At 50.5% G+C, this 26,907-nt stretch carries 25 protein-coding genes; 14 read left to right on the top strand and 11 right to left on the bottom strand.

Annotation, left to right across the window (positions count from 1 at the left end; all coding sequences use genetic code 11):
- Nucleotides 1-53 precede the first annotated feature (53 nt).
- The 3 genes from metF to metB all read right to left on the bottom strand — a co-directional run bounded on the left by metF (nucleotide 54) and on the right by metB (nucleotide 4,819).
- Nucleotides 54-947, bottom strand: a complete 894-nt coding sequence (gene metF, locus RS889_RS00885; RefSeq protein WP_315709027.1) for a methylenetetrahydrofolate reductase — start codon at nucleotides 945-947, stop codon at nucleotides 54-56.
- Between the two features lie 273 nt (nucleotides 948-1,220).
- Nucleotides 1,221-3,656 (bottom strand): bifunctional aspartate kinase/homoserine dehydrogenase II, encoded by a 2,436-nt coding sequence (locus tag RS889_RS00880; RefSeq protein WP_315709026.1) that lies wholly within the window; start codon nucleotides 3,654-3,656, stop codon nucleotides 1,221-1,223.
- Nucleotides 3,657-3,658: 2 nt separating this feature from the next.
- Nucleotides 3,659-4,819 (bottom strand): cystathionine gamma-synthase, encoded by a 1,161-nt coding sequence (gene metB / locus RS889_RS00875; protein WP_315709025.1) that lies wholly within the window; start codon nucleotides 4,817-4,819, stop codon nucleotides 3,659-3,661.
- Nucleotides 4,820-5,005: 186 nt separating this feature from the next.
- On the opposite strand from metB, the gene metJ reads away from it, so the two are divergent.
- Nucleotides 5,006-5,323 carry a met regulon transcriptional regulator MetJ gene (gene metJ, locus RS889_RS00870; protein ID WP_021013560.1) on the top strand — a complete coding sequence of 106 codons (318 nt, stop codon included), beginning with the start codon at nucleotides 5,006-5,008 and terminating at the stop codon, nucleotides 5,321-5,323.
- 89 nt (nucleotides 5,324-5,412) lie between these two features.
- Here metJ and rpmE read toward each other — a convergent pair whose 3' ends face one another.
- Nucleotides 5,413-5,628, bottom strand: a complete 216-nt coding sequence (rpmE, locus tag RS889_RS00865; RefSeq protein ID WP_021013561.1) for a 50S ribosomal protein L31 — start codon at nucleotides 5,626-5,628, stop codon at nucleotides 5,413-5,415.
- Between the two features lie 263 nt (nucleotides 5,629-5,891).
- Here rpmE and priA point away from each other — a divergent pair, with 263 nt between their 5' ends.
- From priA to rraA, 7 genes are all read left to right on the top strand, one after another.
- Nucleotides 5,892-8,087: a primosomal protein N' gene (gene priA, locus RS889_RS00860; protein WP_315711186.1), complete on the top strand. Its 2,196-nt coding sequence runs from the start codon at nucleotides 5,892-5,894 to the stop codon at nucleotides 8,085-8,087.
- Between the two features lie 272 nt (nucleotides 8,088-8,359).
- Nucleotides 8,360-9,403, top strand: a complete 1,044-nt coding sequence (gene cytR / locus RS889_RS00855; RefSeq protein WP_315709024.1) for a DNA-binding transcriptional regulator CytR — start codon at nucleotides 8,360-8,362, stop codon at nucleotides 9,401-9,403.
- Nucleotides 9,404-9,483: 80 nt separating this feature from the next.
- Nucleotides 9,484-10,302: a cell division protein FtsN gene (ftsN, locus tag RS889_RS00850; RefSeq protein ID WP_315709023.1), complete on the top strand. Its 819-nt coding sequence runs from the start codon at nucleotides 9,484-9,486 to the stop codon at nucleotides 10,300-10,302.
- An 88-nt stretch (nucleotides 10,303-10,390) separates the two neighbouring features.
- Complete coding sequence (gene hslV / locus RS889_RS00845) at nucleotides 10,391-10,921, top strand: ATP-dependent protease subunit HslV (RefSeq protein WP_021013565.1); 531 nt, start codon at nucleotides 10,391-10,393, stop codon at nucleotides 10,919-10,921.
- Between the two features lie 9 nt (nucleotides 10,922-10,930).
- Nucleotides 10,931-12,262 carry an ATP-dependent protease ATPase subunit HslU gene (hslU, locus tag RS889_RS00840; RefSeq protein ID WP_315709022.1) on the top strand — a complete coding sequence of 444 codons (1,332 nt, stop codon included), beginning with the start codon at nucleotides 10,931-10,933 and terminating at the stop codon, nucleotides 12,260-12,262.
- Between the two features lie 108 nt (nucleotides 12,263-12,370).
- A complete protein-coding gene (locus RS889_RS00835) occupies nucleotides 12,371-13,288 on the top strand; it encodes a 1,4-dihydroxy-2-naphthoate polyprenyltransferase (protein ID WP_021013567.1) in 918 nt (305 codons plus the stop codon).
- A gap of 130 nt (nucleotides 13,289-13,418) precedes the next feature.
- Entirely contained in the window at nucleotides 13,419-13,904 is a 486-nt protein-coding gene (gene rraA, locus RS889_RS00830) for a ribonuclease E activity regulator RraA (protein WP_315709021.1), read from the top strand.
- 64 nt (nucleotides 13,905-13,968) lie between these two features.
- Here rraA and zapB read toward each other — a convergent pair whose 3' ends face one another.
- Nucleotides 13,969-14,211 (bottom strand): cell division protein ZapB, encoded by a 243-nt coding sequence (gene zapB / locus RS889_RS00825; RefSeq protein ID WP_290180934.1) that lies wholly within the window; start codon nucleotides 14,209-14,211, stop codon nucleotides 13,969-13,971.
- A gap of 515 nt (nucleotides 14,212-14,726) precedes the next feature.
- On the opposite strand from zapB, the gene RS889_RS00820 reads away from it, so the two are divergent.
- The 4 genes from RS889_RS00820 (at nucleotide 14,727) to fpr (ending at nucleotide 19,136) form a co-directional block, all read left to right on the top strand.
- Nucleotides 14,727-15,572 carry an MIP/aquaporin family protein gene (locus tag RS889_RS00820; protein WP_315709020.1) on the top strand — a complete coding sequence of 282 codons (846 nt, stop codon included), beginning with the start codon at nucleotides 14,727-14,729 and terminating at the stop codon, nucleotides 15,570-15,572.
- Nucleotides 15,573-15,602: 30 nt separating this feature from the next.
- Nucleotides 15,603-17,114 carry a glycerol kinase GlpK gene (gene glpK, locus RS889_RS00815; RefSeq protein ID WP_315709019.1) on the top strand — a complete coding sequence of 504 codons (1,512 nt, stop codon included), beginning with the start codon at nucleotides 15,603-15,605 and terminating at the stop codon, nucleotides 17,112-17,114.
- A 122-nt stretch (nucleotides 17,115-17,236) separates the two neighbouring features.
- Nucleotides 17,237-18,247, top strand: coding sequence for a class II fructose-bisphosphatase (gene glpX / locus RS889_RS00810; RefSeq protein WP_021013572.1), 1,011 nt, complete (start codon nucleotides 17,237-17,239; stop codon nucleotides 18,245-18,247).
- Nucleotides 18,248-18,389: 142 nt separating this feature from the next.
- The gene (fpr, locus tag RS889_RS00805) at nucleotides 18,390-19,136 is read left to right on the top strand and encodes a ferredoxin--NADP(+) reductase (protein WP_315709018.1); all 747 of its coding nucleotides are present in this window, start codon (nucleotides 18,390-18,392) and stop codon (nucleotides 19,134-19,136) included.
- A 44-nt stretch (nucleotides 19,137-19,180) separates the two neighbouring features.
- On the opposite strand, the gene RS889_RS00800 is transcribed toward fpr, so the two are convergent.
- On the bottom strand, nucleotides 19,181-19,603 hold the full coding sequence (locus tag RS889_RS00800; RefSeq protein ID WP_021013574.1) for a DUF805 domain-containing protein: 423 nt from the start codon (nucleotides 19,601-19,603) through the stop codon (nucleotides 19,181-19,183).
- A 171-nt stretch (nucleotides 19,604-19,774) separates the two neighbouring features.
- On the opposite strand from RS889_RS00800, the gene RS889_RS00795 reads away from it, so the two are divergent.
- Nucleotides 19,775-20,368 (top strand): DUF1454 family protein, encoded by a 594-nt coding sequence (locus RS889_RS00795; protein WP_315709017.1) that lies wholly within the window; start codon nucleotides 19,775-19,777, stop codon nucleotides 20,366-20,368.
- 127 nt (nucleotides 20,369-20,495) lie between these two features.
- Nucleotides 20,496-21,263 (top strand): triose-phosphate isomerase, encoded by a 768-nt coding sequence (tpiA, locus tag RS889_RS00790; protein WP_021013576.1) that lies wholly within the window; start codon nucleotides 20,496-20,498, stop codon nucleotides 21,261-21,263.
- Between the two features lie 372 nt (nucleotides 21,264-21,635).
- Here the strand turns inward: tpiA and aguA are convergent, their stop codons facing one another.
- The 5 genes from aguA to RS889_RS00765 all read right to left on the bottom strand — a co-directional run bounded on the left by aguA (nucleotide 21,636) and on the right by RS889_RS00765 (nucleotide 26,885).
- Nucleotides 21,636-22,733 carry an agmatine deiminase gene (gene aguA, locus RS889_RS00785; RefSeq protein ID WP_315709016.1) on the bottom strand — a complete coding sequence of 366 codons (1,098 nt, stop codon included), beginning with the start codon at nucleotides 22,731-22,733 and terminating at the stop codon, nucleotides 21,636-21,638.
- Nucleotides 22,734-22,736: 3 nt separating this feature from the next.
- Nucleotides 22,737-23,621 (bottom strand): N-carbamoylputrescine amidase, encoded by an 885-nt coding sequence (gene aguB / locus RS889_RS00780; protein WP_315709015.1) that lies wholly within the window; start codon nucleotides 23,619-23,621, stop codon nucleotides 22,737-22,739.
- A gap of 414 nt (nucleotides 23,622-24,035) precedes the next feature.
- Nucleotides 24,036-24,998, bottom strand: a complete 963-nt coding sequence (gene pfkA / locus RS889_RS00775; protein WP_021013579.1) for a 6-phosphofructokinase — start codon at nucleotides 24,996-24,998, stop codon at nucleotides 24,036-24,038.
- A 218-nt stretch (nucleotides 24,999-25,216) separates the two neighbouring features.
- Entirely contained in the window at nucleotides 25,217-26,119 is a 903-nt protein-coding gene (gene fieF / locus RS889_RS00770) for a CDF family cation-efflux transporter FieF (RefSeq protein ID WP_315709014.1), read from the bottom strand.
- A 139-nt stretch (nucleotides 26,120-26,258) separates the two neighbouring features.
- Entirely contained in the window at nucleotides 26,259-26,885 is a 627-nt protein-coding gene (locus RS889_RS00765) for a 2TM domain-containing protein (RefSeq protein ID WP_315709013.1), read from the bottom strand.
- Nucleotides 26,886-26,907 lie beyond the last annotated feature (22 nt).

Here is a 26,907-nt window from a genome sequence, read left to right as displayed (position 1 = left end):
TATCTAGCCGGAAATTACCATGGCCGGTTCAACCCACCATTAATGCTTGAAAATCATACCGTAGCCGGTCTAACGCCCAAGGTATGGCAAATGGCATAACTCAGTTCAGCACGATTCAGGGTATAGAAGTGAAAATCCTTCACCCCTTCACGGCTGAGGATTTTTACCATATCCATAGCGATGGATGCCCCTACCATTTTGCGGGTTTCTGGATCGTTATCGAGCCCTTCAAACATTGCCGTCATCCAGTTTGGCACACGAACGTTTGTCATGGTTGCAAAGCGTTGCAGTTGTTTAAAGTTGGAAACGGGTAGTATGCCCGGAACAATCTCCACATCAATCCCGGTGGAAACACAGCGGTCACGAAAGCGTAAATAGCTCTCCACATCAAAGAAGAACTGTGTGATGGCCCGGCTGGCACCAGCATCAACCTTATGCTTCAGATTGATCAGATCAGCCTGGGCGCTTTTCGCTTCCGGATGAACTTCTGGATATGCCGCGACCGAAATATCAAAATCGCCCACCTCTTTCAACAATGTAACCAAATCGGCGGCATACATATCGGGCTTACCGCTACCCGGAGGTAAATCACCACGTAACGCCACAATATGGCGAATGCCGCTCTGCCAGTAATCCCTAGCAATGGCCTTTAACTCATCATGAGTGGCATCAACACAGGTAAGGTGTGGTGCCGAATCCAGCCCGGTACGTTCTTTAATCGCCTTGATGATGCTATGAGTACGGTCACGTTCACCAGAATTGGCACCGTAGGTCACTGAGACAAATTTGGGTTTCAGGCTACTCAGACGATCAATAGAGCTCCATAGGGTTTCTTCCATCTCGCTGGTGCGCGGCGGGAAAAATTCAAAGGAAACGTTAATATGTCCCTGCAACTCTGCCAGACTCTGATTCAGCGCTTCCCGCTGGTTCGCGTGGAAAAAACTCATATCCTTACCTCAATTAGCCGTTGTCATTGTTCTATTATACAAACGTCTATACGTTTAGACGTCCATATAGAAAATGACCGAATCCGTATAAAGAGTCAACGCTTTTCATTGCGTTGAGAGCTGATGTTTATTCATGCATCTTGAAAAATATTCAACTGACTACGGTCAGTATAGACGGCAACAAAAAAGCCTGAAGCATTCAGTTTCAGGCTTGGCGTTTGATGACAAAGTGTATATAGCGGCTATCGATAATAAGGGGATCGTAAAAGCGTATTACAACAACTGGGCTAAACGATTTAAATCAGACTGGATAGCCCCTGCGGTAACATCCCGTCCGGCTCCCGGCCCACGAATGACCAACGGATTATCACGATACCAGCGGCTTTCAATGGCAAAAACGTTATCACACGGCAGCAGTGCTGCCAATGGATGATCCGGTCTGACGGCTTCCACCCCGACACGGGCTTTGCCATGGGCGTCAAAACGGGCCACATAACGCAGCACCAGTCCCATTTCATTTGCCGCTTCCAGTCGCTGTTCCATCTGTTGATTCAGCGACTCACCGTCCTCAAAAAACTGGTCGACCGAGCTGTTTTCACATCCTGCAGGCACTAGAGACTCAACGCGGACCTGTGTTGGTTCGATTTCGTATCCCGCTTCACGCGCCAGAATCACCAGCTTACGCATGACATCCTGACCAGAAAGATCAACCCGGGGATCCGGTTCCGTTAATCCCTGCTGCCAGGCTTGATCCACCAGTTCGGTAAATGGCACCGTGCCATCAAATTGCAAAAACAACCAGGATAAGGTGCCGGAAAAAATACCACTGATAGCCAGGATACTGTCGCCACTTTCGCGTAAATCCCGTACTGCATAGTTTACGGGCAAACCAGCGCCTACCGTGGCGTTATACAACCAGTAACGGCCAGTTTTGGCAAACGCATCCCGGATTTGACGATAATTATCACCACCGGAAGCGCCCGCCAGTTTGTTGGCGCTGATAACGTGGAAACCATAACTGGCAAAATCCAGATAGAGATCAGCAACCGCCGGACTGGCTGTGACATCCAGCACTACCAGGTCATCATACGGGTGTGCACGCATCCACAGGAACAGATCCTCGCCGTCGTGTTCCTTTGCATCCTCGTCAAAAAAAGCCAGCACACGACTGGCATCCAGTCCATCATAATTCAGCAGGCTACGGGTACTGTCCACCACGCCGGCCAGAATAAATTCAAATCCGGTACGAGCCGAAATGAGGCTTTGCTCGCGGGAAAACAGTTCAAGCCAACGGGAACCAATATTCCCCTTACCAAACAGCACTAGCCCGATACGCTTTTCAGCCCGGAACAAAGAATGATGCAGGCCACGCACCACATGTTCCGTCGGACCGACACGCAACACGGCGACCAGACTGATATCATCCTCAGCCTGCCAGATAAACTCGATCGGTTGATCTTTTAACTGCTGATAGAAACGGTGGCTGTGCAGCGGATTCTTACCGACACCAGCACCAACCATCGCCACCAATGCCAAGCCTTCACGCAAGCCAAGCTGTACCGGCAATGCGGCCTGCTCCAATGTCTGCCAGGCACTCTCCACCACTTCAGAGGTATAACAAAGCTGTAGCAAGCTACGATCCTGATGCACACCTGTCGCCAGAGGTTTTATCTGCGCCCGTTTCAGCAATTGCTCCACGTCTTTTTGCACCCGTTGAAAATCGTGTTCTTCCGGGATTTTCACTTCAATCAGGCACACGTCATCATGGCTGGTAACGATTTTGGCACCTGTACCGGAAGCCAGCACTCGCTCAATGCGGGTAGACCCTTGCTCCGGTTGATAGCTGCAACGCAACTGCAGATCAATATCACTACCCGAAACCGGCTGTAATGTGCGGGTATGCAGCACTGGTGCCGCCAGTCGCGCCAATTCACTGGCCTCATCCAGCCGCAGTAGCGGCAGCAGGCAGGCATCTTTCACTTTGCGCGGATCAGCACTGTATACCCCGGCAACATCACTCCAGATAGTGACACGCTCAACACCAGCCAATGCACCAATCTGGGTCGCAGAATAATCACTGCCATTACGGCCCAATAGTACCGTTTCCTCAGCTTTATTCCGGCAGATAAAACCAGTGACAACCAAACGCTGATCAGCATGTTGTGCCAATAGCTGCTGTAGCAGTGGCCAGGATTGACCTTCATCCACCTGAGGCTGAGCCGCACGCTCTGCTCGCAGGAATTGGCGCGCGTCCAGCCAGGAAGCAGACATCTCTTTCTGATTGAGTACAGCTGACATCAGACGCGCTGACCAGATTTCACCATGTCCAACCACTTCGGCATACACCGCATCGGTGATCTTTCCATCCAACAGTGCAGCCAAACGTTCCAGATCGTGAATAAACTCCGCCGTCAATAGATCTGCACTCTCCGCCGGTAATAACCCGGTAATCAAATCGCTCTGATAACGGCGTAATACCTGCTGAATCTGGTGGGCGGAAATACGGTCGACCTGACTAAACTTCAACCAGCTAATCAGCTGATTAGTGGTGCTACCCGCAGCGGAAACCACCATCAAATCACCGGGACGGCTGTACTCCGCCATAATACCGGCGACACGCTGATAACATTTCACATCAGCGAGACTACTACCGCCAAATTTATGCAGTTGCCGCCCAGTGACGGCCCCCGCTATCCCTAAAGCACTCATTTTTACCTCGTGGTTACAGCTTGAAACGCCTGTTCCAGATCGGCAACCAAATCATCACCGTCTTCAATACCTACCGAAATGCGCAGCAGTGTGTCTGATATCCCGGCAGCGGCACGCGCCTCTGGAGACATGCCCGCGTGAGTCATGGTAGCTGCATGAGAAATCAGGCTTTCAACACCCCCCAACGATTCCGCCAACGTAAACAACTCCAACGATGAGAGGAAACGACGCAAAGCGTCTTCATCACCATCCAGTTCAAAACTTAACATCGCGCCAAAGCCGGACTGTTGACGGCAGGCGATGTCGTGTCCAGGGTGTTGCGGCAGAGAGGGATAATACAGCTTTTTCACTAGCGGTTGATCCTGCAAATACGCCACAATTTGTTGCGCATTTTTCTGGGCTGCGGCCATACGCGGCGACAACGTGCGCAAACCGCGCAATAGCAGGTAACTATCAAACGCCGCACCGGTAACACCGATATTATTCGCCCACCACGCCAGTTCGGTAGCCACTTCAGGGTCCTTGGCAATCACCGCTCCAGCAACAACGTCAGAGTGCCCGTTCAAATACTTGGTACAAGAATGAATCACCAGATCGGCACCCAATTGCAGTGGATTTTGCAACACCGGACTGAGGAAGGTGTTATCCACTACACTGACAGCGCCCGCTTTGCGCGCCGACTGACAAATGGCCGCAATATCCACCACACGCAGCAGTGGATTACTGGGGCTCTCCACCAGCACCAGCTTCGGTTTTTCGGCCAAAGCAGACTTCAGCGCCGAATCATCACCCTGATCGACAAATTTCACGCGGAATACACCCCGCTTGCTTAGACTTTCAAACAGCCGGTAACTACCGCCATAACAATCATGAGGAGCCACCAGCAGGTCGCCGGGGCGTAAAAATACCGTACAGACCAGAAAAATCGCCGACATACCGGTGTTCGTCATCACAGAACCGGCCCCCCCTTCCAGTTCTGCCAACGCCCGCTGCACAACATCACGCGTTGGGTTCCCCCGACGAGAGTAGTCATGCGCTCGAGGCTGATTAAAACCGGTAAAATTGTAAGTGCTGGAAAGGTGAATGGGAGGAACGACACAACCAAACTGCTCGTCATTATTTAACCCACTACGAACTGTGATAGTAGCCTGTTTACGCGTCATTGGTGCTTTTCCTGACTGAAGACTGAGTGAAGAATATCAAGAGTAAACGCAGACATTATAGACGTCAATACATCTAGACTTCTAAACTTCTTTGCGTATAGATTGAGCATCCCTATAATAATCGCTAGAATTATGGTATTACGCGACAGTATCTGTCTTCACCACGATCAATTTTTAAGGTATCCCATGGCTGAGTGGAATGGCGAATACGTAAGCCCATACGCTGAACACGGTAAGAAAAGTGAGCAAGTAAAAAAAATCACAGTTTCTATCCCATTGAAAGTATTGAAAATACTAACTGACGAGCGAACGCGTCGTCAGGTAAACAACCTGCGTCACGCGACTAACAGCGAGTTACTCTGTGAAGCGTTTCTGCATGCTTTTACCGGCCAACCCTTACCGAATGATGAAGATCTGCGTAAAGAGCGCAGTGATGAAATTCCGGAAGCAGCCAAAATAATCATGCGCGAAATGGGGATCAACCCCGATACCTGGGAGTACTGATCATCTATTGATGTGGGATTCAACAACAATAAAGGCATCCAAGGATGCCTTTATTTTCGTCCAGCTGAACGTTGTCTAACCGGTGAAGCTTATTTTTTGGCGCCCGGTACGCTGAAACGTTTGTTGAAACGCTCAACACGACCACCGGTATCAACCACGCGTTGTTTGCCGGTATAGAACGGATGGCATTCGCCACATACGTCCAGATTCAGATCATGACCCGCTGTAGAACGGACTTTGATAACATTACCGCAAGAGCAGGTAGCGGTAACTTCAGCATAATTCGGGTGAATACCTTGTTTCATGGGAAACCTCTGTTTAAGGCCGTGTCGCTATCCAGCCCTATTCCGCCAGACACCACACGAAGTTGAGTAAAATATCATTATACCACGAGGTATAAAGGCGGCGAATCATACAGAAATTAGTCAGCTGATGCAATCACATCGACACAGAATCATTCACACCATGTACACTACTGCCAGAACATTTCTTGCGTGCTGCGCCTATCCTGAAACAGGAACCGCACAGCATGAAGAATAACAACGCTTATTACCCAGACGGAGTTGTCATGCCTGTCGTTCAGGTCGCCCTGCCCGTGCCGCTGGCACGTACATTCGATTATCGATTACCCGAAGGGTTGTGCCCGGTGCCGGGTATGCGTGTCAGCGTGCCCTTTGGCAACCGTAAAATGATTGGCATTATTACCACACTGAACAACAGCAGCGAACTGCCGTTGGATCAGCTCAAGGTCGTGCGAGAAGTTCTGGATGACGAACCACTTTTCCCTGCCAGCCTGTGGCGCATTCTGCTGTGGGCCGTGGATTATTATCATTACCCCATCGGCGAAGTTCTGTTTCATGCCCTGCCAATTATACTGCGTCAGGGTAAACCGGCCCACACCGCACCGCTTTGGCAGTGGTTCGCAACAGAACAAGGGCGGGCAATGCCACTGGCATCACTGAAACGAGCCCCTAAACAGCAACAGGCGCTAGCCGCCTTACTACATGCTCCACTTTACCGTCATCAGGTCAGTGAGTCAGCACTAACCGAAACCGCTTTACAGGCATTGCGCAGCAAAAGCCTGTGCGACCTGAGACCCCTTTCCCGAGAACTCTCCGACTGGCGTAGCGAATTCAGCATCATCGGTGAACGATTAAAGCTGAATACGGAGCAGGCCACCGCCGTAGGCGCGATACGCAGCGAAGACAACCATTTTTCCGCCTGGTTACTGGCGGGGATTACAGGATCCGGCAAAACCGAAGTGTATCTCAGCGTGCTGGAAAATATACTGGCGCAAGGCAAACAAGCTCTGATACTGGTGCCGGAAATCGGCCTGACGCCACAAACCATCGCCCGCTTTAAAGACCGTTTTACTGCACCGGTAGAAGCTCTGCATTCCGGGCTGAATGACAGTGAACGCCTTGCTGTCTGGTTGCGGGCCAAAAACGGCGAAGCGGCTATTGTCATCGGTACTCGCTCCGCGCTGTTCACGCCATTTGCCCGACTGGGGCTGATTGTGATCGATGAAGAACACGATGGCTCTTATAAACAGCAGGAGGGGTGGCGCTATCATGCTCGCGATCTGGCGGTATTTCGTGCCCGGGAAGAAGACATTCCTATTGTCATGGGTTCCGCCACTCCGGCGCTGGAAACCTTATATAACGTACAGATTGGCAAATATCGTCAGCTCCGACTCAGTAAACGCGCAGGTAATGCACGACTGGCGCAACAGCATATACTCGATCTGAAAGGGTTGCCGTTGACTACCGGCTTGTCCCAACCATTGATCAACCGCATCCATCATCACTTGAATAATGATAATCAGGTGATTCTGTTTTTGAACCGACGCGGTTTTGCCCCAGTGGTGATGTGTCATGAATGTGGTTGGATTGCCGAGTGTCAACGCTGCGATCACTACTATACATTGCACCAACATCAGCAAATATTGCGTTGCCATCACTGTGACAGCCAACGTCCGGTGCCACCACAGTGTCCTCACTGCGGCTCTACACATCTGGTTCCTGTAGGGCTAGGCACCGAGCAGTTGGAGCAGGCACTACCTGCCTTGTTTCCCCAGACCCCCATTACCCGCATTGATCGGGACACCACCAGCCGCAAAGGTTCGCTGGAACAACAACTGGCACAGGTAAGGCAAGGCGGGGCACGGATACTCATCGGGACACAGATGCTGGCCAAGGGCCACCATTTCCCGGATGTCACACTGGTCGTGCTACTGGATGTAGACAGTTCACTGTTTTCCGCTGATTTTCGAGCCGCAGAACGCTTCGCCCAGCTTTATACGCAGGTATCCGGTCGCGCTGGTCGCGCTGGCAAAGCAGGGGAAGTGATTCTTCAGACTCATCATCCAGAACACCCGCTATTGCAGACGTTGCTGCAACAAGGGTATGACGACTTTGCTAACCAGACGCTGAAAGAACGTCAGAGCGTTTTCCTACCGCCGTTTACCAGCCATGTCCTGTTCCGGGCAGAGGATCATGATAATCAACAGGCCACGCTGTTCCTGCAACAACTACGCAATCTGCTGGAAGCCAGCCCACTACGGGATGATGCCCTCTGGCTGATGGGACCCGTTCCCGCACTGCAACCCAAACGAGCGGGTCGCTTTCGCTGGCAACTACTGCTTCAGCATCCATCCCGCGCTCGTCTACAGCAATTGCTCCGAAATTCACTGGCCTTGATCGACACACTTCCACAGACGCGAAAGGTGAAATGGATACTGGATGTTGACCCAACAGACAGCTAACAGGATGCGGTTAAAGAACATTGAGATCTCACACCGTTTGACTGGGATTTATTGCGAACTGCCTCCAAAAAACTGACATTCATCACATCTTGCCAGCAAATTAAGCCACAAATGTTGCTCCCAATCTGTTAAGAGTGTTGGTGATGGCAGTATGCTGAACAGCACAGTGACAGAAATATCCTGTTTTTAAGCGGCTCCCGACGCCTCTCTATCAAAAGCGAACGGTAGCCAAAGCTACGGCGCCAGTTGACGCTGATGCAAGGAGAAAAGCGTTGGAGCAAAAGAGAGAAAACACCACAGCGACCATGAAGGACGTTGCGGATATGGCAGGGGTTTCTACAGCCACTGTATCTCGGGCGTTGATGAGCCCGGAAAAAGTATCTGCCCCAACCCGGCAAAAAGTGGAACAGGCCGTACTGTCGGTGGGCTATTCTCCTCATTCGATTACCCGCAATCTCAAGCGTAATGAATCCAGAACCCTTCTGGCGATTGTGCCCGACATATGTGACCCTTTCTTCTCGGAAATATTGAGAGGCATCGAAGAAACTGCGACTGAACGTGGTTACCTGGTACTGATTGGTGACTGCGCCCATCAGCGTCAAAACGATAAAACTTTTTTCGACCTGATTATCACCAAACAGATTGACGGTATGTTACTACTGGGCTCTGACCTGCCGTTTGATGTCAGTAAAGCTGAACAACGCAATCTTCCACCAATGGTAATGGCCAACGAATTTGCTCCCGAGCTGGAATTACCGACAGTGCATATTGATAATCTGACAGCGGCGTTCGATGCGGTGCATTATCTCCATCAGTTGGGACATCAACGAATCGCATGTATTGCCGGACCAGAACATCTGCCACAGAGCCAGTACCGTTTACAAGGCTATATCCAGGCATTGCGTCGCTGTGGGTTAACCATCGATAACCAGTACATAGTGCGAGGCGACTTCACTTATGAAACCGGTATGAAGGGATTGACCACGCTAATGTCGCATCCAGCGCCTCCCAGTGCTATTTTTTGCCATAGCGACATCATGGCGTTGGGAGTATTGTCCCAGGCCAGAAGAGTGGGGTTGGATATTCCCCGAGATCTCTCATTGGTGGGGTTTGATGATATTACTCAGGCCAGTTACTGCTTTCCGCCACTCACCACTGTAGCTCAACCACGCTATGACATCGGGCGTGAAGCTACGCTATTGTTGCTGGAGCAGTTATATGGTCATTCTGTCCAGAGTGGATCACGTCTGCTGGCTAGTGAGTTGGTCATTCGGGAAAGTACCTCCCCGCCTAATTCCACACATAACCGGCTTTAAGACTTCATGTGCTGGTCAAACATTTGAGGGTTCAGTAACATGGCGGCCTGTTACTTTTTTTATTGCACAGCGAAACGATAGTGGCACAAAGAGACTATGTCAGCCGTGGGCGCTCGGTAACGCGTCGGAAAAAGACATCCAACCGGAGAAAAGGTAGTAGTTCCGGTACCTCCAAGGTTATGATCGCGCTGGCCGCAGCAGTGCTTGTCACCTTTGCGGGAGGGTTATATTTCATCGTCCATAATAAACCGGGTGAGTCTCCGGTGTTACCGCATCAGACAGGCAAAGGTAACGGACTACCACCAAAACCGGAAGAACGCTGGCGTTATATCAAAGAGCTGGAAAATCGTCGTATCGGTGTAACAACACCAACGGAACCTTCAGCAGGTGGGAATGTCGAGACAACAGGTGAGCTGACGCAAGAACAGCGCCAATTACTGGAGCAGATACAGTCGGATATGCGCAACCAACCGACGCCACTGTCGGAAGTACCGTATAACGAAACGCAAGTCCCCCGCTCACAGGTTTTCATCAAGCCACAAGCGGTTGTACCACCGACCGTAGTACCCCGAGTATCAACAGTGGCGCCCTCACCGACGAAGCCAGAAATTGCCAAGCCGAAAATAGCGAAAAATGAACCAGAAAAGGTCGATGGCAGTAAGCAGAAAAAAGCACAACTCTGGATTGTACAGTGTGGTTCATTCAAAACCACGGAGCCTGCTGAATCTGTGCGGGCTGAACTGGCATTTTCCGGAATAGAAAGCCACATCACCAGCAGCGGAGGCTGGAACCGGATTATTTTGGGGCCTTATAATAACCGCACCAACGCCAATAAAATGGCGCTTCGGCTTAAAGGTATGGGCCACACCAACTGCATCCTGTTAGCTAACGGGGGTTGAAAACCCTCCCCCTTCCCCCCATCTTTATCAGCAATATGCCCCGCGGCACGCGGGGGTCTTTTTATCAGTAAGTAACGGGGATTTACGCGTGACAACAATCGTAAGCGTACGCCGCAATGGGCAGGTCGTCATTGGCGGAGATGGCCAGGCCACATTAGGCAACACGGTCATGAAGGGGAATGTGCGCAAAGTACGCCGTTTGTATAATGACCGGGTTATTGCTGGATTTGCCGGTGGTACCGCTGATGCTTTCACTCTGTTCGAGTTATTTGAACGGAAGCTGGAACTGCATCAGGGACATTTGGTAAAAGCGGCAGTGGAATTAGCCAAAGACTGGCGTACTGATCGCATGCTACGCCGTCTGGAAGCATTGCTGGCTGTAGCGGACGAAAACGCCTCATTGATTATTACCGGTAACGGTGATGTAGTGCAGCCAGAAAATGATCTGATTGCCATCGGCTCCGGTGGACCATATGCACAGTCCGCTGCACGCGCCTTGCTGGAAAATACAGAATTAAGCGCACGGGAGATTGTTGAAAAATCTTTGGGTATTGCCGGTGATATCTGTATCTATACCAACCAGTTCCACACGATTGAAGAATTAGCCTCCAAGGCGTAAGGATCCACTATGTCTGAAATGACCCCGCGCGAAATAGTCAGTGAGCTTGATAGCTACATCATTGGCCAGCACAACGCGAAGCGTGCTGTAGCAATTGCCCTGCGTAACCGCTGGCGCCGTATGCAACTGGAAGAGAACCTGCGCCATGAAGTTACACCTAAAAACATCCTGATGATCGGACCGACTGGGGTAGGTAAAACAGAAATTGCCCGTCGACTCGCCAAGCTGGCCAATGCACCTTTTATCAAAGTTGAAGCGACAAAATTTACCGAAGTGGGTTATGTCGGTAAAGAAGTGGATTCCATTATCCGCGATCTGGCCGATTCAGCCATCAAAATGGTACGCCAGCACTCAATAGAGAGAAATCGTCACCGTGCTGAAGAATTGGCTGAAGAACGTGTTCTCGACGCATTACTGCCCCCGGCCAAAAACAACTGGGGACAGGCGGAAGAAAACCACGAGCCTTCAGCGGCCCGTCAGGCTTTCCGCAAAAAACTGCGTGAAGGTCAGTTGGACGATAAAGAGATTGAAGTTGACCTGGCTGCAGCGCCGGTTGGTGTGGAAATCATGGCACCTCCAGGTATGGAGGAGATGACTAACCAGTTACAATCCATGTTCCAGAATCTAGCGGGCCAAAAGCAGAAAACCCGTAAAGTAAAAATCAAGGAAGCCTTTAAACTGCTGGTAGAAGAAGAAGCCGCTAAACTAGTCAATCCAGAAGAGCTGAAACAACAGGCGATTGAATCCGTAGAGCAGCACGGTATCGTATTTATCGACGAGATTGATAAAATCTGCAAACGTGGTGAAACGTCTGGCCCTGATGTCTCCCGTGAAGGTGTTCAGCGCGACCTACTGCCACTGGTGGAAGGGTGTACCGTTTCCACCAAGCACGGCATGGTGAAAACTGACCATATCCTGTTCATTGCCTCTGGCGCATTTCAGGTATCCAGCCCGTCCGATTTGATTCCGGAACTACAGGGTCGTCTACCCATCCGCGTGGAATTACAGGCACTGACAACCGAGGATTTTGAGCGCATTCTGACTGAACCCAGCGCATCATTGACACAGCAATATAAAGCGCTGATGGCTACTGAAGGCGTAAACATCGAGTTTACACCGGAAGGTATCCGCCATATCGCTGAGGCTGCCTGGCAGGTCAATGAACGTACTGAAAACATCGGTGCGCGCCGTCTTCACACCGTACTGGAACGACTAATCGAAGAAGTTTCTTACGATGCTAGCGAAATGAGTGGCGAAACCGTGACTATTGATGCAGATTATGTACGTAGTCACCTTGATGAGCTAGTAGCAGATGAAGATCTGAGCCGATTTATTTTATAATCTGGATTTACGGATCGTCCTGATAACTAAAGAGTGGGAGGCCAGCGCCTCCCATTTGTGTTTTCGGTACCATTATCAAACATAATTTTCCCTGAACTGAAGCACACTATGACCTCATTGATACATAGCAGCAAAACCCAGGCATGGCTGGACAGTTTACGTCCCAAGACATTGCCATTGGCTTTCGCCTCCATCGTTACCGGCTCGGCCATTGCCAGTTGGCATAGCAGTTTCAAACCTGGTATAGCGCTGTTGGCATTGCTGACTGCCGGATTATTGCAAATCCTCTCAAACCTGGCGAATGACTATGGCGATGCGATCAAGGGCAGTGATACCGAAGCTCGAATCGGGCCACTACGTGGAATTCAGACGGGTATGATCTCGTTGACTGAACTGCGAAACGCACTGATTCTCACCATATTGTTAACCATCGTCTCTGGCATCGCACTGGTGACGCTGGCCTGCGAAAAACCGATTGATATTGTCGTATTCCTGTCGCTGGGCTGCCTGGCGATTCTGGCCGCCATCACTTATACGGTCGGGAATAGACCTTACGGCTATATTGGGTTGGGCGATATTTCCGTACTGATTTTTTTTGGCTGGCTCAGTGTGGCAGGGTCGTACTATCTGCAAACCGGTCATTTCAACAGCATCGTTATCCTGCCCGCCACCGCTTGCGGCCTATTGGCAACGGCAGTGTTAAATATTAATAATCTGCGCGATATAGATAATGATCGGATGAACGGCAAGAACACGTTGGCGGTACGACTTGGTGCCAAGAAAGCTCGCTGTTATCACATGTTATTACTGATGACGGCACCGGCGTGCCTGGCATTGTTTGCTTTGTTCTACCTACACAGCCTGGCTGGCTGGCTATTTATCCTAACGTTGCCGCTACTGATCCACCAGGCGTGTTATGTACTGCGGGAAACAACAGCGTTCAGTATGCGCCCAATGCTGGAGAAAACCGTCAAAGGGGCGTTGCTCACCAATTTGTTGTTCGCTGTGGGCGTAATGCTGAGTTAACTACCGCAGCTGAGGAACAAAATCATCTCCCGTTTTACTGATACTGGTCAAGATGACACCTGATGGTTTTGCCAATTTCTGTTAGAAAGGGATATACTCACTATTCCAGCCGCAACCTGACGTAAATCCTATGAAATACGATACTTCCGAACTGTGTGATATCTATCATGAAGAGGTGAACGTTGTTGAACCTCTTTTCTCCAATTTTGGCGGGCGTAGTTCATTTGGTGGCAAAATCACCACGGTGAAATGTTTTGAGGATAACGGCCTGCTTTACGACTTGCTTGAAGAAAACGGCAGTGGACGCATACTGTTGATTGATGGCGGCGGCTCAGTGCGTCGCTCATTGATCAACGCTGAACTGGCCCGTTTGGCGACACAAAATGAATGGGAAGGCATCGTGGTTTACGGCGCCGTCCGTCAGGTAGACGATCTGGCAGAACTGGATATTGGTATCCAGGCGATGGCAGCAACGCCTGCGGGAGCAACCAGTGAAGGAATTGGTGAAACAGATATTCGCGTCAATTTTGGCGGTGTGACCTTCTTTTCTGGCGATCACCTTTATGCCGATAATACTGGCATCATTCTGTCAGAAGACCCGCTGGATATAGAGTAATCCGGATGACGCTTTCCCGCTCGTAAAGTGGAAAGGGCGATAACATCGCCCTTTCAGAAATTATTTATTGTACGTCTTCCATTTTACCTAATAGTGCACGCAGACGTTCCTGCCATGTTTTCTGCTCTTCCTGTAGTTGTTCGTTCTCGCGCATCAGCGCATCACGACTGCCTGCCGCAGCCTGAATCTCTTGTGACAATGTATTGTTCTGCTCTTTCAGCTCTTCAATTTCCATCTGCAATAGCGTAATCGTGTCGATCGCCTGCTGAACTTTCGCTTCCAGTTTCTCAAATACTTCAAATGACATAACTTCTAACCCCTTTCCATCGCAAGGCATAAACCGGTTAACACTGGCTCATAGCGAAATTTCACGCCATCACAACCGTGGCGTCCACTTATCACACCCTTAGAACCCATTTCATTAGGCGTTATTGGCGTAATTTCATAGAAGGATTGTATGTAGCCAACTCTGGCCTGTCTAGCTCACATCCGCCCATAACGGCAAGTCTGTCATTTTTTTCAGACTGCGGCTATCAACACTGCAAGACAAAAATCACACACCTTGACGTTGAAGGAAACGAATGTTAACAAAATTAACCTTCTGGTTAACACACCCCAAGCCTAAAAGATAATAAATGCTATATCGATAAGCGAATACGCTCATTTTTTTGACGTACAACACACATTTTGATTTCGATATTTCTCGTTTTCGAACATTAACGATAAATTCACATCACAAGTACATTTAGAGAAGACAACGGACATAACATTTATGTGTCCGCTGATAATAACCACGCTGTACCTTACAAGTAGGAAACGTGTATGAGTCAAACTGAAAGTTCAACATTAAAAGGCCAGTGCATTGCAGAGTTCTTAGGCACTGGCCTGCTGATTTTCTTTGGCGTTGGCTGTGTTGCGGCGTTGAAACTGGCTGGAGCCAATTTCGGACAATGGGAAATCAGCATCACATGGGGGTTCGGTGTTGCAATGGCAATCTATCTGACTGCCGCTGTCTCCGGTGCCCATCTCAACCCGGCGGTAACTGTCGCCCTGTGGCTGTTTGCCTGTTTTGACAAACGCAAAGTCATTCCCTACATCCTGTCTCAGGTTGCCGGTGCGTTTTGCGCTGCCGCACTGGTCTACGGTTTGTATTACAATCTGTTCTATGATTTTGAGCAAACTCACCACATCGTGCGAGGCAGCGTAGAGAGTCTGAATCTGGCTGGCATATTCTCCACCTATCCCAATCCACATATCTCTGTAATGCAGGCATTCCTGGTGGAAATGGTGATCACCGCCATTCTGATGTGCCTGATTCTGGCCTTAACGGATGATGGTAATGGTATCCCGCGTGGCCCGTTGGCTCCGTTGCTGATCGGGATTTTAATTGCCGTGATCGGTGCGTCCATGGGGCCACTGACCGGATTTGCCCTGAATCCAGCCCGTGATTTTGGCCCTAAACTGTTTGCCTATGTTGCTGGCTGGGGAAAAGTCGCCTTCACAGGAGCCCGTGATATCCCTTACTTTCTGGTGCCGATTTTTGGCCCGCTTGTCGGTGCCATACTGGGTGCATTTGGTTATCGAGCCTTGATTGGCCGCCACTTGCCTTGTGAAATCTGCGTTATTGACGACGACACCGCGACACATACTGAAACTCGCGATATTTAGTACCCGGCAAACCATAACAGGATTAATTTTATGAACCAGGAAAAGAAATACATTGTCGCCCTTGATCAGGGGACAACCAGCTCCCGCGCCGTAGTGATGGATCATGATGCCAATATCATCAGTGTATCTCAGCGCGAATTCCCACAGATTTATCCAAAGGCAGGCTGGGTTGAGCATGACCCGATGGAAATCTGGGCCTCACAAAGCTCCACCTTGGTGGAAGCGCTGGCTAAAGCGGGCATCAGCGCGGACGAAGTCGCCGGTATCGGGATCACCAACCAGCGTGAAACCACTATCGTCTGGGAAAAAGAAACCGGCAAACCCATCTATAACGCCATCGTCTGGCAATGCCGACGCTCGGCAGATATCTGTGAAAAACTGAAAAAAGAAGGGTTAGAAGAATATATCCGCGCCACCACCGGCCTGGTAGTGGACCCTTATTTTTCCGGTACCAAAGTGAAATGGATTCTGGACCATGTCGAAGGATCCCGTGAGCGCGCCAAACGTGGCGAGCTATTATTTGGTACGGTGGATACCTGGCTTATCTGGAAAATGACTCAAGGTCGCGTCCATGTTACTGATTACACTAACGCGTCCCGCACCATGATGTTCAATATCCATACCCTTAACTGGGACGAAAAAATGCTGCAAGCGCTGGATGTCCCTCGCGCCATGCTGCCGGAAGTCAAAGCCTCATCCGAGATCTACGGCCAAACCAACATCGGCGGTAAAGGCGGTACCCGTATTCCTATCGCCGGTATCGCTGGTGACCAGCAAGCGGCGCTATACGGCCATCTTTGCGTACAATCAGGAATGGCGAAAAACACTTATGGCACCGGTTGCTTCCTGCTGATGAATACCGGTACCGAAGCGGTGAGATCAAAACATGGTTTGTTGACGACCATCGCCTGCGGTCCGCGTGGAGAAGTGAACTACGCGTTGGAAGGTGCTGTGTTTATTGGCGGCGCTGCCATTCAGTGGCTGCGTGATGAATTGAAGCTGATCAGTGATGCTGCGGACTCAGAATACTTTGCTACCAAAGTAAAAGATACCAATGGTGTTTATGTGGTCCCGGCATTCACCGGCCTGGGCGCACCCTATTGGGATCCCTACGCTCGTGGTGCCATTTTTGGCCTGACCCGTGGCGTAAATGCCAACCATATTATCCGCGCTACACTGGAATCCATCGCCTATCAGACTCGTGACGTGCTGGATGCCATGCAGGCTGATGCCAATACCCACCTGAAATCCCTGCGTGTCGATGGTGGCGCGGTAACCAACAACTTCCTGATGCAGTTCCAGTCCGATATTCTCGGCACCCGCGTAGAACGTCCGGTTATTCGTGAAGTCACGGCATTAGGTGCAGCGTTCCTGGCAGGCTTGGCGACCGGTTTCTGGAGCGATCTGGATGAAGTGAAGAGCAAAGCCGCCATTGAGCACGAATTCCGTCCAGGTATTGAAACTGTAGAGCGTAACTATCGTTATCGCGGCTGGCAAAAAGCGGTCGAACGTGCCCGCGCCTGGGAAGACAAAGAAGAGTAAAACTGTCCGGGCGCGCTCGTCGCGCCCATTTTTCCCTTGTTCTGGTTTATTCTCGCCTTCCCTCCTGTGTTAAAATCGCCGCCCACCTCCCCCTTATTGTGTTCGATAACAGACAGGTATCCATGAAACGTGAATTAGCCATCGAGTTTTCCCGCGTCACTGAAGCGGCAGCGCTGGCAGGTTATAAATGGTTGGGCCGTGGCGACAAAAATGCCGCCGACAACGCTGCCGTACAAGCCATGCGAATTATGCTCAATCAGATCAACATCAACGGCCAGATTGTGATTGGCGAAGGCGAAATTGATGAGGCACCGATGCTCTATATTGGTGAACGGGTGGGAAGTGGGCAAGGTGACGCGGTCGATATCGCCGTCGATCCTATTGAAGGTACACGAATGACCGCGATGGGTCAGGCCAACGCGCTGGCCGTGCTGGCCGTCGGTGAAGAAGGGTCATTCCTGCATGCGCCGGACATGTACATGGAAAAGCTGATCGTCGGCCCGGAAGCCAAAGGCATTATCGATCTGAACTGCCCACTGAAAGATAACCTGCGCCGCGTGGCAGAAAAACTGAATAAACCATTGAGCCAACTGACAGTGATCATCCTGGCCAAACCGCGCCATGATGGCATCATCGCTGACATGCAGCGTCTGGGCGTGAAAGTATTCGCTATTCCTGACGGTGATGTTGCTGCATCCATCTTGACGTGTATGCCAGACAGTGAAGTCGATGTGTTATATGGCATCGGTGGTGCACCGGAAGGCGTCATTTCCGCCGCGGTAATACGGGCGCTGGGTGGCGATATGCAAGGCCGCCTGTTGGCGCGTCATGACGTTAAAGGCGATACAGCAGAAAACCGCCGTATTGGCGAACAGGAGCTGGTCCGCTGCCGCCAAATGGGTATTGAAGCCGGGAAAGTCCTTCCGCTCAATGAGATGGCCCGCAATGACAACGTGATTTTTTCCGCGACAGGCATCACCAAAGGGGATTTACTGGACGGCATCTCACGGCGCGGCAATATCGCCACTACGGAAACCCTGCTGATCCGCGGTAAATCACGCACAATACGCCGCATCAGTTCCACACATTATCTTGATCGTAAAGATCAGGCACTACACGATTTTCTGTTGTAATGCCGCCGCGCGGATTGTTTCACTGTTGTTAAAAGATGGCGTATCTTAAGTCTGAGCCATCACAACAGGTTCGGTATGAACACACATGATGCGCGTTTTTTCTTTTTGGTGTCGAGCGGGTGCAAAACAGGAGCATTGAATTATGGCTGAATGGGTGACCGGAAAGGTTATTCAGGTTGAACACTGGACCGAAAATTTATTTAGCGTTCGGCTGCATGCGCCGATTGATCCTTTCACCGCCGGCCAGTTTGCAAAACTGGCGCTGGAAATCAATGGTGAACGCGTACAACGTGCTTATTCTTATGTAAACGCCCCCAGCGACAACAGTCTGGAGTTCTATCTGGTCGATGTACCGGAAGGGAAACTCAGTCCTCGACTGCACCAGCTTCAACCCGGAGATGACGTTATGGTCACGAAGGAAGCGGCTGGTTTTTTCGTATTGGAGGAAATTCCGCCATGCGAAACGCTATGGATGCTGGCCACCGGCACCGCCATTGGCCCTTATCTCTCCATTCTGCAGGAAGGAAAAGACGTCGCGCGGTTTAAAAACATCGTACTGGTGCATGCCGCCCGCTTCGCGCGTGATTTAAGTTATCTGCCGCTAATGCAGCAGCTTCGGCAACACTATGGCGATAAACTGCGCATCCAGACCGTCGTCAGTCGTGAGCAAACGGCGGAGGCACTGACAGGCCGCGTTCCGGCATTAATCAGCAACGGTATGTTGGAGAACGCCGTCGGGCTATCCATTGATGCCCAAACCAGCCATGTTATGCTATGTGGGAATCCACAGATGGTACGTGATACTCAGCAACTACTGAAGGATGAACGGCAGATGAGCAAGCATCTACGACGTCGCCCCGGCCATATCACCAGCGAACACTACTGGTAATTTCAAATGGGGGAACGAGCCAGATACCGTTTCCCTGTTAACGCTCAGAAGCAGAGCCGCAACGGTCTTGCTTGTGGCCCGAAGCGATTTTCTCCCGACGTACCAACGAAAGCACCGCAATCAAGCAACATCATGATGACGATCAACGTCGGTATAAAACGCCCCAGCCCCCACTGCCCCAACGCTGGTAGCATGTTCCAGTTACCATTACCCAGTAGCCAGGCCAGAATCAGCAACAACGCCCACCCACCACTTTTGTTGCGATCATGTAGCCGCTTTACCAATACCGCCGCCGTCGGCCACAATAGTGCCACCAACGCGAATGCAGCCGTTTGCGTGCTCAGCCAGCCTTGTCCAGCGACAGTAAACAACACCACAGTGAGTACCAGCCAAATGGCCACCCACAACCAGAAATCCCGTCGGCCAATACGGCCACTAAATGAAAAACACCACTGCTGTAACGTCATCAGCGATCCATCCCAAACCTGTTTTTATGATCACTAGTTTACCTTAAGGAAAAGATTGGCTTGTGTTTTTTATGCGATTTTTGACAACAGCTCACGAATACCGCTTTAATCAGAAATATTGTCTGCCATGCACTACCCTGGTTAACGTAAAATAAGCTGGTCAATATCATTATGAAAAAAACCATCGTCGCATATTGTTTCTTCTCTGCCTGGCTCTTCATTTCGACCAGCGCTTGGTCTGTGTTGCTTTTCCAGCAAAGAATACCAACTACAGCACCTTACCTGCTGGCTGGTGCACCAACGTTCGATATGACCATCGTTCAGTTTCGTACTCGCTATAATCTCAGCAACCCGACATTGCCCATCGGCGAATACCGGGTAGTGGATACGGGTGACAACTTACCTACCCTGACCCGTGCAGCCAGCGAAATCAACGATTACCTCTACTCCTCAACTGCGCTGGAAAAAGGAACAGGGAAAATCAAAACGCTACAGATCACCTGGCTACCCAAACCGAAAGACCCCGACGAAGATAGACGTCGTAAACAGGCGATTGAGTATATGTCGGCGCTGCTGCGGACCTTTGTTCCTTCGGTTACAACTGAACAAAGCATAAAAAAGATAGAAACCTTGCTGGAGAAAGGCAAAGGTCAGCCGTTCTACCAGCAAACGGAAGGTGCCTTGCGTTATGTCGTAGCAGATAATGGTGAGAAGGGGATAACTTTCGCTGTTGAACCGATTAAGCTAACGCTACCTGAATCGTGATCGACCCAGTAATTAATGACGAAAAACAGAGCCACGATGGTGTTTCCTCTCTATACTGTCGTCAGGTTGAACTGCCAATGGCAGCCACATAAATATTGATTAACTCGCCATCCGCCTGGAGGAAAAAATGCGACATCCCTTAGTTATGGGCAACTGGAAGTTGAACGGTAGCACCAATATGGTTCACGAACTGATCACCGCACTGCGTAACGAACTGAGCACGGTTGTCGGTTGTGGCGTTGCTATCGCCCCGCCGGCTATTTACCTGGATCAGGCTAAACATCAACTGTCCGGTAGCCGTATCGCACTGGGCGCGCAGAATGTTGACGTGAACCTTTCAGGCGCGTTTACCGGCGAAACATCAGCTGACATGCTGAAAGATATCGGTGCCAAATACATCATCATCGGCCACTCGGAACGCCGGACTTATCACAAAGAAAGTGATGAATTCATTGCCAGAAAATTCGCTGTTCTGAAAGAAGCCGGACTGATCCCTGTTCTGTGTATCGGGGAAACCGAAGCAGAAAACGCAGCAGGTCAAACCGAAGCGGTGTGCGCCCGTCAGTTGGACGCCGTACTGAATACGCTGGGCGCGAAAGCGTTTGAAAATACCGTGGTTGCCTACGAACCAGTATGGGCGATCGGCACGGGTAAATCAGCGACTCCGGCACAGGCACAGGCAGTACACAAATTCATCCGCGGCCATATTGCCAAACAGGATGCGGCTATCGCTGAACAGGTTATTATTCAGTATGGCGGTTCTGTTAATGCAGCTAACGCAGCAGAACTCTTTACCCAGCCGGATATTGATGGTGCGCTGGTCGGTGGTGCGTCACTGAAAGCGGATGCATTTACTGTGATCGTAAAAGCGGCAGCCGAAGCGAAAAACGTCTGAGTAATTGCTTTACGCTTCCATCCCAAGAACAGAGGCCGGCCACATTGTGACCGGCCTTTTATCGTTCTACGATGTCACCTCGTACAAGTGGAAATCCATTTATAATCAATGTAGTCGTCTTGGGATGAGCCCCAGTTTTCAAGGAGATGGCAACGATAGGGTCGAGAAATATATGCGGCTATCCAACCTATGTACGGGGATCAGGAAGGCGATAATGGGGGAGATGAGTAAAGCATCCGCGCCTGGGATGGCGCGGCTTGAGCTTACGAGGAAGTACTTGCAGCGCTTTACAATCTCCCGATTATCACCGCTATAGACACGTTGTCATCAAACTCACGATTCCTGAAAAGCGCCTTTTTGCATGATGGAGATTCAACGAGTTGTTGCCGGAATCTGCTGAGTGATGCAGTGGATATTACCACCACCAAGCAAAATTTCCCGTGCCGAAACGCCACTGATCAGATAATCCGGAAACATCTGCTGTAACAGTTTATGAGCACTGCCATCAGTGCGCTCATCCAGCAACGGATAAATGACCTGACGGTTACTGATGAGAAAATTAACGTAAGACCCAGCCAGTCGTGATCCGGCATTACGCTCAATGGCATTCCCTTCACTGACGCCCACCGTCTCTTCCTGCGTGGCATACAACGGCCCCGGGGCTGGCAACTTCCAGATTTTCAACTGACGACCCTGCGCATCCCGAGCCTGAGACAACACCTGATAAGCTGCCATTGAACGGGGATACTGTGGATCATTTTCATCATCGGTCCAGTGCAGCGCCACTTCCCCCGGACGGACAAAACAGCACATATTGTCGATATGGCCATCTGTCTCGTCGTTATACACACCCTCTTCCAGCCAGATAAACGTCGATACGCCCACATAATCACGTAGCAGTCGTTCAATCTGTTCCTTATTCAGGTCTGGGTTACGGTTTGGGTTAAGCAGGCACTCTGCCGTGGTCAACAACGTACCTTCACCGTCAGTATGAATTGAACCGCCTTCCAGAATCAGTGGCGCGGGATAACGCGCATCATGATGATAATCCAACACCTGTTCCGCCACTTTCTCATCCTGACACCAGTCTTCATACAGACCGCCTAGCGCCCCACCCCAGGCGTTAAACTGCCAGTCAACACCGCGGCGCTCACCCATCGGATTAAGCACCATTGTCGGACCCGTGTCTCGCATCCAGGCATCGTCACTTTCCATCACCACCAATGTGACACTGGCCGGCATAATGCGTTTAGCGGCGGCCATATGGGCATGCGGCACCCCCATTATCACTGGCGTGGTCTGGGCAATCGTGGCAGCAACGACCGCAAAAGTCTGCTGGGCCGGGATTATCCCCCCTTGAGTTCGCCAGTTATCATGGCGGTACGGCCATAACATCCAGACCGCTTCATGTGGTGCCCATTCCGCTGGCATGGAAAAGCCATCCTGATACGGCGTGGTTAGCTGAGACATTACTTATCTCCGGGTTTTACCATCAGACGTGCCGAGCACACCATACATATCTGGACGACGGTCACGGAACAACCCCCAGGTAGCGCGCATCTTCGCGATGTCCTGTAGATCAAACGCGTGAACCAGTACCGCTTCATCTGTTCTGCCAGCCTGTTCGACCAACGCACCGGTCGGATCAGCAATGAACGACGAGCCGTAGAACGTCATTTCCAGACCCTCTATATATTTACTGACTTCGGTACCAATACGATTAGACGCGATAACCGGAATCAGGTTAGCAGCGGCATGACCTTGCTGAACGCGTGTCCAGTGCGGCTGGCTGTCCCACTGTGGGAAAGCTGGTTCAGAGCCAATGGCCGTCGGATAGAAAATCAGTTCTGCCCCCATCAACGCCAGGCTGCGGGCGGTTTCCGGGAACCACTGATCCCAGCAGATGCCGACACCCACTTTGGCATAACGGGTTTGCCATACTTTAAAACCAGTATCGCCCGGAACAAAAAACTGCTTTTCCTGATAGGCTGGACCATTCGGAATATGGGTTTTTCGATACACATCCAGCACCGTGCCATCAGCATCAATCATCACCAACGAGTTGTAATAGGCGTTATTTGCTCGCTCGAAGAAACTCAACGGCAACACCACTTCCAGTTCGGCGGCCAGTGCGGAAAAGTGTTTGATAATGGGGCTGGTTTCCAGCTCCTGCGCCAGTGCATAATGTTCCGGACTCTGGTCAATGCAAAAGTAAGGCGCAGCAAACAGCTCCTGAATCAGGATGATTTGTGCCCCTTTGGCATGAGCCTGTCGCACCAGTTTCTCGGCATTTTCGATATTGCCGGGTAAGTCCCAGGTACAGGCCATCTGTGTTGCGGCAACGGTAACTTTTGTCATTCGGAAACCTCAATCCTATCTGTTTACATGCTGTTATTGAGCCACACCGATAATATTGGCTCAACAAGCGACTATTAAAGTTTAGGTCAACAAATCATCCACGGTCCGGCAGAGAAAGACCTAAACGTCTTCTGCGCCGTAATCTGGCCTTGGTTATTATGCCAGTTCATTGCGACAGATGAAGAGACTTTCACTGCCAGGCGGTACTGCACACAATATGGAATGCACACGGCCTATCCGCTGTTTTATACCCGATAGATTTCGAGATGACTGGCATATCTATAGCTAACAATAAGAAATCCCGCCTTATTAGACGGGATTCAGACTATTGGCAATCATGTCATCAACCTCAAACGCGGCCTGAAAAAGACGGTACATCCAGACGCGTGGACCATTCAGGCATGAATGACGTTATCAGTACAATTTCTTGGCCGTATCCAGCCAGTCACCCTTGAACGGGCGTTTCATGTTCTCAATGGCATCAATAATATCATGATGTACCAGTTTCTCATTCTGGATACCGACACAACGGCCACCGTACCCCTGTAGCAACAGCTCGATAGAGTACGCCCCCATGCGGGAAGCCAAAATTCGGTCATAAGCCACGGGAGAACCACCACGCTGAATATGACCCAGTACCGTGGCGCGGGTTTCACGACCAGTTTCCTGTTGAATATAACGGGCCAGTTCACTCACATCACACATCAGTTCGGTAATTGCCACGATGGCGTGTTTTTTCCCTTTGGCGATACCAGCCTGAATTTCGTTCACCAGATCTTCGGGTTTGAAATCCACTTCCGGCAATACGATAAACTCACAGCCGCCTGCAATCGCCGCGGCCAGCGTCAGGTCACCACAGTGGCGCCCCATCACTTCCACGATAGAAATACGCTGGTGGGAAGAAGACGTATCACGCAGGCGGTCGATTGCCTCTACCACGGTTTCCAGTGCGGTAAAATAGCCAATGGTGTAGTCAGTACCTGCAACGTCGTTATCAATAGTACCCGGCAGGCCAATACAGGGGAAACCCATTTCCGTCAGGCGCTTGGCCCCCATATAGGAACCATCGCCACCAATAACCACCAAGGCATCCAGATTACGCTTCTTCATGTTTTCGATGGCAACCTGACGTACCGCTTCCTCACGGAATTCAGGAAAGCGCGCTGAACCGAGGAAAGTACCGCCGCGGTTAATCATGTCTGATACGCTGTAGCGATCCAGTTGTGCCATCCGATCTTCATACAAACCCAGATAGCCATCATAGATTCCGAACACTTCCAGACCTTCCGTTAATGCTGATCGTACGACACCACGAATGGCAGCATTCATGCCGGGTGCATCGCCACCGCTCGTCAATACTCCGATTTTTTTAATCATGACAACCTCTGGATTTGTAGATGTAAATTCGCAGATTTTTCTATCGTAAGGTTAATGGCATCAATCGACACCAGTGATAAACCCTTCATCTTTTATAAGCATATTATAACAAACGCCCGTAGCTGAATTGATTCAGGTCAGGCTTAAAGGCCAATATATTCCTACTCCATATCACACTTTTACAACACTATTACGACAAGGAGATAGATTTCGCGGGGCTATAGTACCCATCGTCCCCGCTGTTCATCAGGTACCACAGAAACAGGATCCTGATGGATAATAATATCGGCACCGAGAAAACGTCGTAGCAAAGCTTGCTCTATATCGTCGGCAATCTGATGTGATTCGACCAGTGGCAATGCATCATCCATTTCCAGATGAAGTTGAATAAACCGGGTAGGACCGGAACGGCGGGTTCTTAACTCATGACCACCGATGACCCCTGGCCATGATGACACAATACTAATAATTTCCGCGCGCTCTTCATCCGGCAATGCTCGATCCAATAATGACTGTATGGCATCGTACGCCATCCTCAATGCACTGTATAAAATATAAACGCCAATGCCCAGCGCAAAGGCTGCATCTGCCCAAGTCACACCTTTCCAGCTCAAGGCCAGCGCGACCAGAATAGCACTGTTCATCAACACATCGGACTGATAGTGCAACATATCTGCCCGCACTGCCTGGCTGTACGTTCTCCTGATAACCCAACGCTGGAAAGTCACTAGCAGTAAAGTCGAGATCAGCGCAACCACGGTAACCCACATCCCGAGTTCCGGCGCATACAGCGGTTGGGGTGAAATCAGATGCTGTATACCCGTCAATAGCAGAAACAGTGCGGAACCGGAAATAAACATGCTCTGGGCCAACGCCGCCAACGACTCAGCCTTACCATGACCAAACGTATGTTCCGGATCGGCGGGTTGCAGTGAATAACGCACCACCAGCAAGTTAATGAACGAAGCAGCGATATCCATTAGGGAGTCCACCAGTGACGCCAACAAACTAACTGACCCGGTATACCACCAGGCAAAGACTTTTAGCCCAAACAACAACAACGCAGTTGCGGTTGCCAGAAAAGCCGCCATCGTGACGAGGCGTGCGTATTGAGAATTCATACCTGACTCCTGACGGAATAAGGTGCTCAGTATACTGGATTGCCGGGGGAGAAAAACCGTGAAGGTTGCTATGTTGCCCAGTGGATTGTTGACGCGAAGTAAAACACTCATGTTACTTCGCGCCTTGAACGTCACTAACTCACTTACGTAAAATCTTCTGCAATCGGCCCTGCTGCCAGCGCACCAGCCAGTTGCGCAGAAAAAACACATTAATAGCCTTTATCACCAGTAATCCTCCCCAAATCAGTAACGGCCAGAGAAACCAGTGGGTATGGGGATCGATTAGTCGATTAACTACAAATAAAACACTATTGATCACGGCAAACAAGATCAGGCTGCGCCAGAGTTTTCCTTCTTCATGCACCTGATGTTTAGCATCAAGAATTCGCTGTTCCAGCGATTCACTTTGCAGATGTCGCTCACCACTGTTTTCCATCAAATCCGCAACTCGTACCTCAAGGGCCGCGGCAATCGCGCTAAGCGTTTCCAGGCTGGCTTGCTCGCCATTTTCGATACGTTGAATGGTACGAACACTGAGGGAAGCCAATTCAGCCAGTTGTTCCTGAGACCAGGCCCGGGAAAGACGCAATGATTTTATCGCATTCATCATAAACTCCTTTAGATATGAAACCGGGTACCAGCTTGAATCTGCATCTGGAAGAACACCACGACAGCGACCCGACAGCAACATGGCATCATCCTGACAGGCAGCGGAAAAGCGGAAGCAGACGGCCATAACAGCGACACCACTCACTGTATCCTGCATACATTGACATCGAACCCATCGG

Source organism: Brenneria uluponensis (assembly GCF_032395385.1).
In the GTDB taxonomy this organism is placed as follows: Bacteria; Pseudomonadota; Gammaproteobacteria; order Enterobacterales; family Enterobacteriaceae; genus Prodigiosinella; species Prodigiosinella aquatilis.
The sequence above is the reverse complement of the archived record's forward strand: the minus strand, read 5'-3'. Positions and strand labels throughout refer to the sequence as shown.